We start from the raw sequence: 14321 nt of genomic DNA, 5'->3' as shown, positions 1-14321 counted from the left end.
ACTAGCCTCCTTGTAATATCAATGCACCCTGCTCACTCATCACGCCACCCGTGCCGCTAACAAATATATTATCGCAGCCTTTGAGTTGACGCCCTTCGGCAGAGTTAGAAATTTGATCAAACGCTTCAATAACTTGTGAGAAGCCACCCGCTGCTGCTGCTTGACCGAAACTGAGCTGACCACCATGGGTGTTTAATGGAAAATCACCTTTCCATGTCAAGTTATGTTCTTTAATAAAACGCTGCCCTTCACCCTTAGGTACAAAACCGGCATCTTCAAGTGACAGTAATACCGTAATGGTGTAGCAATCATAAATTTGTGCTGCATGGATATCTTGTGGCGTAAGCCCTGCCATAGCAAAAGCGCGTTTTGCCGCCTCAGCGACCGGGGTTACTGTCATATCTTTAGCATATGACGGTGATTTAAATGATAAACGCTCACCAAAACCAGTGACAAATGCAGGACGTTTTTTCGCGCGTGCCGCTAGCTCTTTAGAAGCAACAATCACTGCGGCACCACCGGCTACTGGCATTACAATTTCAAGTACATGTAATGGATCAGCAACTAATTTGGAGGCGAGTACTTCTTCAACCGTTAACTCTTTACCTCTAAAAATGGCATCTTTGTGATATTGCGCATTAAAGCGCTGATCTACCGCAATTTTAGCCATCGCTGACTTGTCATAACCATATTGCGCTGCATAACGCTGAGCAATCATCGCATAGCCAGTGTTTTGACCCATGTGACCATAAGGTAAATCAAATTCAGCTTCAGGTGCGCCATAGGCGGTACTGTGACCTCCAAAACGCATCGCTTGCGCCATCCATGCGGGATCTTCATCGGGCCCTAATGGTGCCATTCTTGCTGGTATAACACACAGTACTGCCTGACATAAGCCCATTTCAATAGCCGCTGCTGCGCGCCAAATTTGAGCAACGGCAGTACAGCCACCTAAATCGACAACTTCAGCAAAGTTAACTTCAATACCAAGGTATTCGGCAGCCATCGCTGGCACAAAAACAGAAGCTTCATGAAAATGAGGGCCGTTGATCACTAGGCCGTCTAAATCATCTTTATGTAAACCAGCATCGAGTAGCGCTTTATGTGCTAAGTCGGCAACTTGCTCCAAATGAAACATTTGTGGTGCTGTTTGGTACTTTTCGGGTTTGTATTGCGCCGCACCTACGATAGCGGCGTTTCCTGATAATCCCATTATTTCTCCTTGGTATGAGCAAACGGTAGAAAACCTACCGCGTGTAACACACTTTCACTGTATGGTTGATAAGCGCATAACTTATCATTGCGAACATAAATTGGTTCATTGCACGCTACTGGGTCATAGCCTTGCTTTTGTAAATCGACTTTACGCAACTTATAGGTTGATGTCATGTCAGCGGCTTTACTTACCCGCACAAACTGTGGCGCGGCATAGTTGGGCACTTTAGCGGTAGTTAACGCATAAAATGCCGCAGGATCAAACTGACAGCCTTCTTGCATAACAATAGCCGCCATACCTGCACGTCCTTCATGCTCAGGCACTTGAACTCCATAAACATTAATAAGCTCTGCGCCCTCATACTCTGCTAATGCGTTAGCGACTTCTTGTGATGATACATTCTCGCTTTTCCAGCGATAAGTATCACCAATGCGGTCAACAAAATAGAAATAACCATTGTCGTCATAACGTAGTAAATCGCCTGAACGCCAGTAAGCGTCATTTTCTTGGAAAACATTACGCAGAATTTTTTGTTCTGTCCCTTCTTTAGAGGTATAGCCTTCAAATCGGCCCCCCCCAAAATCGGGATGATTAATAATCATACCTAAGCCTTCACCAACTTCACCGGGTTGACACAAAATGTAGTGACCATTTTCATCTTTACTGTGCATTTCGGTTTCAGTGTCAAACTTTACTAACCTGAAATTGGTACGATCCCAGCGTGGTACACGACCACAAGAGCCAATGTGATTATCTACATTGAGTAAATTAGTATTAGCTTCGGTAGAGCCCCAGCCCTCAAGAATATCCATATCACCAAAATATTCAATCCAGCGACGCCAGCTAGTTTCTGTTAAACCTGCACCTAACATGCAACGTAATTGATGATCTTTAGGCTTATGACCAGTCGCCTCAGCATAATTTAATAAGTAACGACAAATTTCACCAATATATTGGCAAACAGTGATGTGATATTTTTCAATATCAGACCAAAAATTACTAACACTAAATTTGCGCCTAATCACGATACTTGCCCCTGCAGCCAGTGCTGTTGACGTAACTGAAGTCGCAGCAGCACCGTGATATAATGGTAGGCAACAATAAAATATATCATCAGGGGTGGCTGAAACCGTTTCAACCATCACATCACCCGACGTTAACCAACGCATATGACTATAAATAGCGGCTTTTGGTAAGCCTGTAGTCCCTGAGGTAAAAATAAGAAGTGTTGGCGTTTCTCCATCAGTAGCGCCGCGGGCCAATAAACAGCTATCGCCGTTTTGCGCCGCAACATCTGCGTCAAACGTATTATCAATCCAACTAGGTAAAACAGGTTTTTCGGTTAATTCTGTATCGGCCACTAACCATAGTTTTTTGTTTGCTAGCGCTGGCGTTTCAATAAAACGGGCGGCACACTCTTCACCGACAATCACAACATCAGCGCCACTGGTGTTAATGGCATGTTCAAGCGCATTACCTTGAACTTGTGAATTAATAAAAGCCACCACCACGCCTAATTTGGTTAGACCAAACCAAGTAAAAAAGAATTCAGGACGATTTTCCATTGCCATCGCACAGACATCTCCTTCCATCAAGCCACGCGCTTGTAATGCCTTAGCAAACTTACTCGCCTGAACATTCACTTCACTATAACTAAAGCGTTGATCTTGATAAACTAAAAACGGTGCTGCACCATTTTTTTTTGCATGCTCTTCTAAACGATCGGCAATTGAATACTTTTGAGACGGACTAACCGAACGCGCAGCTAATGCACGCTTGTCCATTTTGGTTTGCGTGACCGACCTTGGTACAGGTGCGTTATCGAGAGCACCTGCTTGATTCACTGTGTTATTATCCACTATCTATCTCCTATGTTTATTAATCAGTTTATTAATCAACTACTCTCAATTAACTAGCGTAATCAACGCACGCGAATTTTAGGTGCGGGGGTATCGCCACGCATGGTACGCAAAAAGTGCTCAAGTGGTGCTGGAGCAGCAACGTCAGGTAAATCATCAGCAGGTGGTCTGTTTTGCCAAAAGGTTTGCCATGAGGGAAATAAGTCATGAAAGGTACCGGTATAGGGCTCTCTACCTGGCCAACGCATTTTCATATCACCAACGGGGGCTGAATTAATATCGCTGGCATACCAGTAACAGGGTAAACGACGACGGAAATACCACACGCCATCAACACGTTCATAATCATCCCAATACAGCATCTGCATTAGCACCCATTCGCGCCCTGTTTCATGTTCATTTTTAGAGTAGACAACACCAATAGCATGATTTTCATCAACCATTTCTATAATATGTTGTCCCAAGTGATGACTAGTACCGGTAAACTGATCGCGCAAGGTTGAATCAACCCAGGCTTTGAGATGAGCACGTCCGGTTTTACCTCCGCCAACGCGAACATCTGGCGTAAATAAGCCAACGTGAGCATCAATATCTCGCATATCCAATGATAGTGAGTACTTACCTGCTAATTGTCTAATAGACTCAATAGACTCTAGTCGGTCAATACGCTGGGTTAGTGTCATCGTGGTTAAATCCGTCATCATCTTTCCTTAGATAAAGGCCATACCGCCATTGACAGCGATATTTTGACCGGTAATAAAACCAGAGTCATCGCACGCTAAAAAACTAGCTACTTTGGCAATATCATCACTTTCGCCCATACGACCCAGTGGAATAGCATCAATCATCTGCTGGGTCCATTCTTCAGGAATATCTGCCATCATCGGGGTATTGGTAGGGCCTGGCACTATGGTATTAACACGAATACCACTGCTGGCTAACTCACGGGCAATGCTGCGAGTTAAGCCCATAACACCTGCCTTTGATGCGCAATAATGACTGGGGCCTTCACCTGTTAAGGCTGCAGTACTTGAGATGTTAATAATGCTACCTGAACCTTGGCTTTGCATTACTTTGGCGGCTTCACGACAACATAAAAAAGTGCCGGTTAAGTTAACACCAATAACCTTGTCCCAATGAGCATCAGGTGTATCAATAAAAGTATCAATAGAGCCAACACCGGCAACATTAATAATAACGTCAAGTCGACCAAATTTTTCAACCGTAGTAGCAATGGCATCTCGCACCGAATCACTCTGTGAGATATTCGCGGTAATGGCGATTATTTGACCCTCTATCCAGCCGTTAAGCTCATCAACGGTGGCAGCTAACGCTTGAGGATTTATATCAACAGCTGCTACATTGGCGCCAGCATCGGCAAAGTGGCGTACTATAGATTGCCCCATGCCTTGCCCTGCTCCGGTTATTAACACAACTTGATTTTGGTGTTTCATCTTCATATCCCCATGTTTATCTGTATTTTTAAAAACAGCTTGTCAAAAACAGTGTTCAGAGTAATCGGCACTGCTAAAGTAAAATTTACTGCTGCAACAACATTTATGATTAATACGTTTTATATAACAAATAATGGAATAGCTGCCCTACAGCAGCATCGTCCAACAAGACTAACCATAGAAAACTAATTCTGGTCTAAATGGACGATGTTTTTGGCGTTGTAGGAATGCAAGCTCATATTGGAATTTTTTCTAATAGATATCACTAAAACGTCACTAACTTAGTCGCTAAATAGACTGAAAAGAGCGAAGTAGATAGCTAACACAGAGAACGAAAAACACACAGTAATAGACAGGGGTTGTGATTGGTTCATGACTTTCTAATAAATAGTCAATAGGAGTAAGCGTTTTGAATCACCAAGCAAGCAACTCAGCTAAAACACAAGATTTACCATTACCAACAGGTCATTTTGTCACCCTAGAGAGTGGCTTAACATTGCATTACCTCGACCAAGGTCAAGGACCGGTTATTATATGGCTTCATGGTAGTGGCCCAGGCGCCAGTGGCTTTAGTAATTTTAAAGGTAATTACCCTGAATTTGCTAACGCTGGTTATCGCAATATTATTCTCGATCTACCGGGGTTTGGTCGCTCAGATAAACCCGACGATGTAAATTATGACCTCGACTTTTTTGTTACCGCACTAAACGGCTTAATCAACGCCCTTGGTTTATCCAAAGTCACCCTATTAGGTAATTCTTTAGGTGGTGCTATTGCCTTAGGGCAAGCATTAGATTATCCAGAAACAGTGGCGCGATTAATTTTGATGGCGCCGGGCGGTGTTGAAGAACGTGAAACTTACTTTCAAATGGAAGGTATTGTGCGCATGGTCGACGTTTTTGCCAAAGGCCCTATGGGTGTAGAGGAAATGCGTGAGGTGATGAGCTTACAACTTTTTGATTCATCTATTCTTTCTGATGATATATTAGCAGAGCGTTCTGCCGTTGCGGTTACCCAACCTGCTAACTTATTTACCACCATGATGGTCCCTAACATGACAGAGCGCTTAACTGAACTTACCTGTCCTGTCTTAGGATTTTGGGGTACTAATGATAAATTTAATCCGCATGAGGGCATGCATAAATTTCTAGATAATGTAGCAACGGCTCGTTTTATTATGCTAAATCGTTGTGGTCACTGGGTACAAGTAGAGCACCAACAACTATTTAACCGCAGCTGTATTGACTTTTTACAGCACGGATAATTAATCTATACCTGTTTCATTATTGGCTAAACGGCTTGCTATACAGAAAAAGTGGCCTGTGTAGTAGTGAAATGGGTATTTTCATCTCAACCAATACCAATACCAATACCAATACCAATAAATAATAATAATAGGTTGTAATCTATGTCAAATTATCAGCATTTGTTAAAACCAGGAAAAATCGGTGGACTCACTTTACGTAACCGTATCATCATGGCACCTATGGGCTCAAACTATGCAGAACCAGATGGGCATTGTGGCGAACGTATTCAAGCTTTTTATGAAGCACGCGCAAAAGGTGGCGTTGGTTTAATCACTATGGGCTCTATAGCCATTGCTTTTCCAGCAGGCACAGCAGAGCCTTATCAAGTAGGTATTTCTAAAGATGAATTTATTCCTGGTTTAAAAAAATTAGCCGATAGGGTTCATGCCCACGGAGCAAAAATTTCTTTGCAATTACAACATGCCGGTAAAACTGCAGTGCGCGATCTTGCTGAAGGTCGTGAGCTTTGGGTACCGTCAATGCCACCTGCTCCACCTAAAAATGACATAATGCAATCAGTCACTAATAAGGAGCTAAGTACTTTTGTACGTCCTGCTGCAGATAAACCGATAAAAATACGTGTGATGGATAAAGCAGATATTGCGCAACTCATTGAATGGTTTGCCGCTGCGGCAAAACGTGCCCAACAAGCGGGCTTTGACGGTATAGAATTACATGCCGCGCATTCTTACATTTTAGCGGGTTTTTTATCAAATTATTACAACAAACGTGACGATGAATATGGTGGTAATATCGAAAATCGTGCCCGTATATTGCTTGAGATTATTGCAGCAATACGTCAACGGATAGGCGATGATTTTCCTGTTTGGTTAAGACTTGATGCTCAAGAGTTAGACACTCCTGGCGGCATTACTCTTGAAGATTGTATTGCCGTCACACAGATGGCTGAAAAAGCTGGGTTTAATGCGGTTAGTATTTCTGCCTATTCTACGCTAACTAATGGCTCTTCTTTTACTGCTGCGCCTTTAGTGCATAAACCTGCAGGCTTTTTAGATTGGACAGCAAAGGTTAGTAAAGCCGTTTCTATTCCAGTCATTGCCGTTGGCCGATTAGAGCCTGATGTTGCCGATAACGCCATTGCTACTGGTCAATGTGATTTTGTCGCTATGGGCCGAAAACTATTGGCTGACCCAGAATTGCCTAATAAGTTAATGGCCAATCGCGAAGGTGATATTCGCCCTTGCATCTATTGTTATGTTTGTGTCAGTCAGGTCTTTATTAATCAACGAGTAAAATGTGCGGCTAATCCTAGCACAGGTAAAGAATTTGAATTAAACGTTATCATGACCGATAAACCTAAAAACATTATCGTTATTGGTGGCGGCCCCGCAGGTATCGAAGCCGCAATTACTGCCAGTAACCGAGGTCATCACGTTACGCTATTAGAACGAAGTAGCCGATTAGGCGGCACCTTATTTTTTGCAGCATTAGCCTACCCTGAAAATGCGAAACTACTTGATTTTCAGATAAAACAATTGGCGCAATCAAAGGTTAAGGTAAAGCTCAATACTACCGCTACACTTGAATTACTTCATTCACTTAACGCCGATGAACTCTTTATTGCCACAGGCGCAAGTCGAGAGATGCCTGATATTAAAGGTGCTACGTTAAAGCATGTATGGTCTGGTGAGCAACTAAGGCAACTATTAACCGGTGAAGTCAGCGCTAGTACTCGCTCACAACTTAACCTACAACAACGATTCATGATGGCTTCAGGTAAATTACTGGGGTTAACTAAGCAACTTGGTGCACTACAAAAATTATCACACTTATGGATGCCACTTGGTAAGCAAGTAACCATAGTCGGTGGTGGCTTAGTCGGCTTAGAGCTGGCTGAATTTTTAGCAGAGCGCGGCCGACATGTAACGGTACTTGAAGCGAGCAGCAAACTGGGTGTTGAATTAAGTATTGTTAGGCGTTGGCGCGTATTAGATCACCTTAAACAACTTGGTGTTACATTAATCACCAAAGCACAAGTCACGGCTATAGATGACAAAACTGTGCATTATCAAGCTCAAGAAAAACACCAAAGTGTGCTTGCTGATACTGTTGTTATGGCAAGTGGTATTGCAGCCGATAGGCGTTTTGCAGATACGTTGATCAACGCAGGACATAAGGTTACGGTTATTGGTGACAATAACGAAGTAGCGTATATAGAAGGTGCTCTAAACAGTGGTTACCGAGCGGGATTAAGTTGCTAAACACTTAACATTACCGATAACTTAACATTACCAAAAATAGAGGTCTTCATCATGAAAAATTCTGTTACGCTAGATCATAAAGTGGCAATTGTTACCGGAGCCGCACGCGGCATTGGTAAAGCAATATGCCAAGTATTCGTTGATGCAGGTATGACGGTCATAGCAACCGATATTCTTACTCAAGAACTTAATGAAATGGCGTTAGCCCTTGGTAAGGCCGTTACACCGGTAACCCATGATGTAACTGACCAAAAACAATGGCAAGCGCTTGTCGATATGACGCTATCGAAACATGGCAATATTGATATTTTAGTCAATAATGCTGGCATATTGTTATTCTCTACGCTTGAAACGACCGATGTGGAAAAGTTTCGTCAGTTAATAGACATTAACCTCACGGGCACTTTTTTAGGTTTACACAGCGTAATACCCAGTATGAAAAAGGCGGGCAGCGGCGCCATTGTTAATATCTCATCAGCGTCGTCAATATTGCCTAACAACGGTACCAGTGCCTATGCCGCAAGCAAATATGCCGTGCGAGGTTTAACCCGAACCGCTGCGCTTGAATTAGGCCCCTTTGGTATTCGCGTTAATAGTGTTCACCCTGGTGCGGTCAATACGCCCATGACAAACCCTCAAGGGCTATCGGGTGATGCACTTAATAGCCGTTTTACCTTTATCCCCCAACAACGCGGTTGTGAACCTGAAGAAGTGGCTAATATGGTGCAATTTTTAATCTCAGAAAAGGCGTCATATTGTAATGGCGCTGAAATGGTTATTGATGGTGGTTTAACTGCTGGGCAATATTATTACGGCGTACCTGGCGCGCCAGAGCGTTAACTTTTGCTAGGTTAACGCGAGCACAGCAAAGCCAGACAGCTTACACCTTGTTCCCACGCTACGCGTGGGAACAATACGAGATTTTGTCGAGGCAAGCCTCGACCTGCAGGTTTATTAAGCGGCGCCTTTGATATGACTGACCTTCTCCCCTCCCCCTAAAAAAAATTAGTTTATTAAGAAAATCAATCATTACTGACATTAATTATCCGTTTTTTTAGGTATTTGAGTTGGCATTGAATACATTAACGCGATAACCTATTCACTACTATTTTGATACTAAATAGCGGTGAAGTTCACTCAAGCATCACGTCTGCCTTTATAATTTTAACCTTAACAGTTGAGTTTTTATGCTAAAAAATAAATTTCATACACTACTATACGCCTTAAGCATAATGGCTTTGGCAACCTTATCAGCACATGCACAAAATGTTGTCCACAACGATGGCGTTAATACACCGCTAATCGTTGCCGTTGCCGGTGATGCTCCTTTTGTTATACACAACCGCGCTGATGATTCATTAGAGGGTATATCATTGTCAATTTGGGAAAATGTCGCTCGTGAAAAAAGATGGCAGTATCAATATAAGTATTTCGAAACCGTTGATAAAGCGTTAAATGCTTTGCAGCAAGGTCAAGTCGACTTACTGGCTGGACCCATTAGTATTACTTCAGATCGCGTAAAAGACTTTCGCTTTTCTCAACCTTATTACCAGTCAAGCCTGACTATTGCCTCTCGCGATGAAAACTCGACGATTTGGGCGAAAATAAAACCGTTTTTTAGTATGCAATTATTAATTGCTGTCAGTATATTTTTATCCTTATTAGCGGCTGTCGGTCTATTATTTTGGTTGGCCGAACGCCACCACTCCCCTGAGCAATTTCCAGCTGATGCTAAACGAGGTATCGCTAACGGTATGTGGTTAGCTATTGTGACCATGAGTACCACAGGTTATGGTGATATGGCGCCAGTAAGCTTAAAAGGTCGAATTGTTGCCGGTTGCTGGATGGTTATTTCATTAATATTTGCCACCTCAATGATTGCAGGTATTGCTAGTACGCTAACATTATCAGGGTTTAGTAGTTCAAATATCACCCAAGTAGAGCAGTTTCCAGGTAAGAAAATTGCCACTAAGTCGGGTTCACCTGCCATCGACTTTATTGATGAATACCAAGGTAAAACTGTCTTAGTAACCACGCTACCTGAAGCAATGGAAAAGTTGAAAAACAAAAGTGTTGATGCCGTCGTTTTTGACCGCCCACAATTAATGTTTTATAAAAACAACCATAAAGCAGATAACATTCATATTCCCAACGCTGAATATTACAAACAAGGTTATGGCTTCGCGTTTAGAGCTGACAGTGAGCTAATTAATGACGTTAACTTAATTTTATTAGAACTTGCTGAAGATCAGAAAATTGAACGTATTACCGCAGAATACTTAGGGAAAAACTAAACTTATAAGCCTTTATTACTAGGGGCGCTGTAGCTATAACAAGTTATTTTTAATAGTACTTTTATTAACAGCCTCCCTAGCAATACACTTAATACTTAATACTTAACACTTAACTCCCTTTAACTGCTGCAACAGATTTACCCAAGCCTTTCATCAACACATCAAACATCGGTTCAGCAAAACCTTTGGCAACGGCTTCGTTTGATAACACCTTCATTGCCATGTTTTCATGTACGCCCATACTTTATATTACTGTATAGGCTTGAAGTTAATATTTAAGCTGCTATATTAGGGCCATGAAAACACCTACACCAGCCGTTTATTCGGTACTTTATTATATTTTATTTTTAGGGAGCTTCGCCCTAAAATTCCCCGCTTAAGCAGGCGTACCCTTACGCCCATCTGTGAGCTCACAGATAAACGTTATATTCAGCAATAAACTTAGTAAGTGGTAATTTATAAGCAGTATATTAATGCCATGGTAACACTGATGGCTGATACCTTTAGTTATTCAAAAAGCTACATTATTCATTAAGCATAGTTAAGGAGGCGGATGGTTTATTTTTCTATAACTTCTAATTTAATTTGTTACAAAAAACACAAACATAATTAATCTGTTATTTATTTTAAGGTGATGAAGATGTCTAAAAATGATAAGAAAAAACCAGCGTTGTCGTTAAAAGAAAAACGTAAATTAAAGAAAGAATCTGCAAGTACAGAAGTGGTAAAACCGAGAAAGAGAAAAGGTTAACTTTTACTGGGCGCCAATAGTATTGGCGCCCTTTTTTATATAATAACCTCGTAAAAAATAACGTTATAAAGTCGCCTATGCTTTACGCTGTACAAGAACCACCATTGAGTGCAATGGTTTGCCCTGTCATCCACGATGCTTCGTTTGACACTAAATATGCCGCCGCCGCACCAACATCTTCAGGGGTACCGGCACGTCCTACTGCCGTTACTTTGGCAGCAATATCATCATAGCCATGGTTATTCATAGCCCCCAATGACAACGCATTAACAGTAACACCTTTTTTACCCACTTCAGCTGATAAAGTACGCATAAAACCAATGGTTGCTGCTTTTGATGAGGCATAATCACTTAAGCCTAAAGATTGTCCTAAACGCCAAGACTCTGAAGATATCATGACAATTCTGCCATGGCCGCGTTCAATCATGGCCGGTAACACAGCTCGCGCCAGATTAACCACTGCATAAAAATTCAAGCTAAATTGACGTTCATAGTCGGCTGCCGTTAATTCTTCAAAAGGACGTAATGCCCCTGGCATCCCCACAGGTACGCCAGCATTATTAACCAAAATATCAATACCACCTGAGCAAGCTATTATCTGCTTTATCCAGTCAGGATCGGTAATATCCCCTGCTGCAGGTTTAACGTGATAGCCTTTAGCTTGCATAGCCGCTACTTGAGTATCAACACGCTCTTCAAATAAGTCATTTAAATAAACACAGGCGCCCTGTCGAGCTAATGCTTCAACAATTCCCGTGCCCATTCCCTGTCCTGCGCCTGTCACTAAGGCGGTACGTCCTTCAAGATTAAACATAGTTGACATTACAAATATTTCCTTTAATAAAGCCTTTAATAAAGTAAGTAGTCACAATAGCCTTACTTGGTAAGACTATTGTTTACATAATCAAGCCATTAACGCGGAAAAACGCGCTTGATGAAAATCGCTATCACCAAAGCACATTTGTGCTACGCGGATACGCTTAAGGTATAAACCAATATCTAGTTCATCGGTAACACCAATACCACCGTGCATTTGCACTGCTTCACCACTAATAAGATCAGCGACTTTCGATAATTTCCATTTCGCTAAACTGACACTAGCCGCTAGGTTTTCTGGTGAGTCATTGGCGGTCGAAAGCGCCGTAGTCACACAAGATTGAGCTAGCTCTAATTCAACAAAGCATCTTGCAGCGCGGTGCTGTAAAGCTTGAAAAGTACCAATTTTTACGCCAAATTGTTCACGTACTTTTAGGTACTCAACGGTCATGTTAAATAACGCTTTCAAACTACCGAGCATTTCACTACTTAAACATAAACGGCCCAAATCTAATGCATGTTCGAGTGCTTTAAAACTGTCACCCGCTTTACCTAATAAAGCAGCTGCTGGTAACTTTAAGTCACTAAAGGTAAGTTCTGCATAGTTACGAGAGTCGATAAGTTTAAGGCGTTTAACCTTAACTTGGTCACTAAATGGTACGATAAACAAACTACATCCAACTTCATGTTGTGCCGAAACAATCCAACCATCAGGGCTAACACCATCGATAACCATGGTTTTTTTACCGCTAAGGATAAAGCCATCATTCACGGTTGTTGCTGTGGTATTGATAGCGTCTGGCTTATGCCTTGCGTGTTCATCAACCGCTAATGCTAGACGTTTTTCACCACTGATAATGGCTGTTAACCACGCCTGTTGTTCTGTATTGGCTAGTTGTTGTAGTAAGGATCCGCATAAAGTGACCGACGATAACATAGGTGAAGCGGCAAGGTGTTTACCCATCGCTTCAAAAATGGCGCCCATACCTTTATAGCCAAAATCTAAACCACCGAGCTCTTCTGAAAAAGTAATAGCGCCCCAACCTAGCTCCATCATTTGTTGCCAAATGTCAGCATCATAATTAAGTATCGCGCCATTATCACGTAGCGCACGCTGTGCCGATACCGGGCTTCTTGCACTAAGAAACTCTTCAGCCGTATCAGCCAACATGCGGTCGTCTTCGCTATACACCATACTCATCAGCTTACTCCTTTATTTTCAGGTAGTTGTAACACACGTTTAGCTATCACGTTTAGCTGAACTTCAGAGGAACCACCGGCAATGGTTTGAGAAAAACTGTTTAACCAAGCACGGTTAATCGCTTGCTCTTGTTCGGTGAAATTATCATCTTCCCAGCCTAAAGCGCGATAACCCATGGCATCAAGTAACAATTCAAACTTTATTTTTTCTTGCTCGGTATGCACTAATTTCATAATTGACATTAAACCAAAACAGCTTTGTCCTGCCTGCATTTCTTCCCCTAAACGTTGTACGGTTAGGTTGTAGGCCTGCTCTTCCATATTGACAGCCACGGCTTTATCAAACAGTAGCGCTTCACTGGCACTGTGAGGCAACGGCAGGTAGTCGCTCATCAATGACATTAAGTCAAAATGCGTGGGTAATTGAAACTCACCAAATTTAGACATAGCGCTGCGTTCATGTTGTAATAATTCTTTCGCTAACTTCCAGCCACCATTAAGCTCACCAATCAGGTTTTCTTTAGGGACAACGACATTATCGAAAAACACTTCACAAAAAGATGATTTACCACTAATTAAATCAATAGGTTTTGCTTGCACGCCTTGGCTGTGCATATCTAATAGCAACAAACTAATGCCTTGATGTTTAGGCGCTGTAGCATCTGTTCTTACTAGTGCATACATCCAGTCTGACTTGTCGCCGTACGAAGTCCATATTTTGCTACCATTAACTAAGTAATGATCGCCTTGGTCTACGGCGCTGGTACGAATACTGGCTAAGTCTGAGCCAGCATTGGGCTCACTAAAACCCTGACACCAGCGTACTTCGCCGCGTGTCATTGGCGTTAAAAATTGCTGCTTTTGTTGCTCGTTAGCATGCTGTAAAAGCACCGGGCCGAGCATCCAAATGCCTAAATTGATTTGTGGTGGTCGACATTTTAATCGACGCATTTCGCTTTCTAATATGCCATTTTCTTGAGCCGTTAAGCCACCACCGCCGTACTGCGTTGACCAACTAGGACAAAACCAATTTTTGTCACGCATTCGGTCAAACCATAACTTTTGATCATCAAAAGTAAAATTAACGTCACTTCCGCCCCAAATAAGTTCACCATCAGGGGTTGGTGTACGCAATGACATAGGACAATTAGCCTCTAGCCAAGTGCGGACTTCTTGGCGAAATCCATCTAAATCACTCATAT

At 42.3% G+C, this 14321-nt stretch carries 12 protein-coding genes; 4 read left to right on the top strand and 8 right to left on the bottom strand.

Annotated elements, in window-relative coordinates; all coding sequences use genetic code 11:
* Position 1: 1 nt before the first annotated feature.
* The 4 genes from FCS21_RS04090 to FCS21_RS04075 all read right to left on the bottom strand — a co-directional run bounded on the left by FCS21_RS04090 (position 2) and on the right by FCS21_RS04075 (position 4529).
* Entirely contained in the window at positions 2–1213 is a 1212-nt protein-coding gene (locus FCS21_RS04090) for a thiolase family protein (protein WP_138620713.1), read from the bottom strand.
* The gene (locus FCS21_RS04085) at positions 1213–3075 is read right to left on the bottom strand and encodes a long-chain-acyl-CoA synthetase (RefSeq protein ID WP_246046989.1); all 1863 of its coding nucleotides are present in this window, start codon (positions 3073–3075) and stop codon (positions 1213–1215) included. Before FCS21_RS04085 ends, FCS21_RS04090 begins: the two co-directional genes overlap by 1 nt.
* Positions 3076–3137: 62 nt before the next feature.
* On the bottom strand, positions 3138–3776 hold the full coding sequence (locus FCS21_RS04080) for a nuclear transport factor 2 family protein (protein ID WP_138620711.1): 639 nt from the start codon (positions 3774–3776) through the stop codon (positions 3138–3140).
* A gap of 9 nt (positions 3777–3785) precedes the next feature.
* Positions 3786–4529, bottom strand: coding sequence for an SDR family NAD(P)-dependent oxidoreductase (locus FCS21_RS04075; RefSeq protein WP_138620710.1), 744 nt, complete (start codon positions 4527–4529; stop codon positions 3786–3788).
* Between the two features lie 409 nt (positions 4530–4938).
* Here FCS21_RS04075 and FCS21_RS04070 point away from each other — a divergent pair, with 409 nt between their 5' ends.
* The 4 genes from FCS21_RS04070 to FCS21_RS04055 all read left to right on the top strand — a co-directional run bounded on the left by FCS21_RS04070 (position 4939) and on the right by FCS21_RS04055 (position 10352).
* Entirely contained in the window at positions 4939–5793 is an 855-nt protein-coding gene (locus FCS21_RS04070; protein ID WP_138620709.1) for an alpha/beta fold hydrolase, read from the top strand.
* 144 nt (positions 5794–5937) lie between these two features.
* Positions 5938–8058, top strand: a complete 2121-nt coding sequence (locus FCS21_RS04065; RefSeq protein WP_138620708.1) for an oxidoreductase — start codon at positions 5938–5940, stop codon at positions 8056–8058.
* A gap of 51 nt (positions 8059–8109) precedes the next feature.
* Entirely contained in the window at positions 8110–8898 is a 789-nt protein-coding gene (locus FCS21_RS04060) for an SDR family NAD(P)-dependent oxidoreductase (protein WP_138620707.1), read from the top strand.
* A gap of 347 nt (positions 8899–9245) precedes the next feature.
* Entirely contained in the window at positions 9246–10352 is a 1107-nt protein-coding gene (locus tag FCS21_RS04055; protein ID WP_246046987.1) for a transporter substrate-binding domain-containing protein, read from the top strand.
* A 109-nt stretch (positions 10353–10461) separates the two neighbouring features.
* Here FCS21_RS04055 and FCS21_RS17105 read toward each other — a convergent pair whose 3' ends face one another.
* The 4 genes from FCS21_RS17105 to FCS21_RS04040 all read right to left on the bottom strand — a co-directional run bounded on the left by FCS21_RS17105 (position 10462) and on the right by FCS21_RS04040 (position 14319).
* Positions 10462–10593 carry a hypothetical protein gene (locus FCS21_RS17105; RefSeq protein WP_281279955.1) on the bottom strand — a complete coding sequence of 44 codons (132 nt, stop codon included), beginning with the start codon at positions 10591–10593 and terminating at the stop codon, positions 10462–10464.
* A 592-nt stretch (positions 10594–11185) separates the two neighbouring features.
* A complete protein-coding gene (locus tag FCS21_RS04050) occupies positions 11186–11926 on the bottom strand; it encodes an SDR family NAD(P)-dependent oxidoreductase (RefSeq protein WP_138620706.1) in 741 nt (246 codons plus the stop codon).
* Positions 11927–12007: 81 nt separating this feature from the next.
* A complete protein-coding gene (locus FCS21_RS04045) occupies positions 12008–13120 on the bottom strand; it encodes an acyl-CoA dehydrogenase family protein (protein WP_138620705.1) in 1113 nt (370 codons plus the stop codon).
* Positions 13120–14319 carry an acyl-CoA dehydrogenase family protein gene (locus FCS21_RS04040; protein ID WP_138620704.1) on the bottom strand — a complete coding sequence of 400 codons (1200 nt, stop codon included), beginning with the start codon at positions 14317–14319 and terminating at the stop codon, positions 13120–13122. The genes FCS21_RS04045 and FCS21_RS04040 overlap by 1 nt, the downstream gene beginning before the upstream one ends.
* Between the last annotated feature and the right edge of the window lie 2 nt (positions 14320–14321).

The sequence above is a fragment of the Colwellia ponticola genome (assembly GCF_005885605.1).
GTDB lineage: Bacteria > Pseudomonadota > Gammaproteobacteria > Enterobacterales > Alteromonadaceae > Colwellia > Colwellia ponticola.
The sequence above is the reverse complement of the archived record's forward strand: the minus strand, read 5'-3'. Positions and strand labels throughout refer to the sequence as shown.

Coding starts and splice junctions, on each gene's coding strand:
- FCS21_RS04090 (WP_138620713.1), bottom strand. CDS start 1,213: ATGGGATTATCAGGAAACGCCGCTATCGTAGGTGCGGCGCAATACAAA.
- FCS21_RS04080 (WP_138620711.1), bottom strand. CDS start 3,776: ATGACGGATTTAACCACGATGACACTAACCCAGCGTATTGACCGACTA.
- FCS21_RS04075 (WP_138620710.1), bottom strand. CDS start 4,529: ATGAAACACCAAAATCAAGTTGTGTTAATAACCGGAGCAGGGCAAGGC.
- FCS21_RS04065 (WP_138620708.1), top strand. CDS start 5,938: ATGTCAAATTATCAGCATTTGTTAAAACCAGGAAAAATCGGTGGACTC.
- FCS21_RS04060 (WP_138620707.1), top strand. CDS start 8,110: ATGAAAAATTCTGTTACGCTAGATCATAAAGTGGCAATTGTTACCGGA.
- FCS21_RS04055 (WP_246046987.1), top strand. CDS start 9,246: ATGCTAAAAAATAAATTTCATACACTACTATACGCCTTAAGCATAATG.
- FCS21_RS17105 (WP_281279955.1), bottom strand. CDS start 10,593: ATGGGCGTACATGAAAACATGGCAATGAAGGTGTTATCAAACGAAGCC.
- FCS21_RS04050 (WP_138620706.1), bottom strand. CDS start 11,926: ATGTCAACTATGTTTAATCTTGAAGGACGTACCGCCTTAGTGACAGGC.
- FCS21_RS04045 (WP_138620705.1), bottom strand. CDS start 13,120: ATGAGTATGGTGTATAGCGAAGACGACCGCATGTTGGCTGATACGGCT.
- FCS21_RS04040 (WP_138620704.1), bottom strand. CDS start 14,319: ATGAGTGATTTAGATGGATTTCGCCAAGAAGTCCGCACTTGGCTAGAG.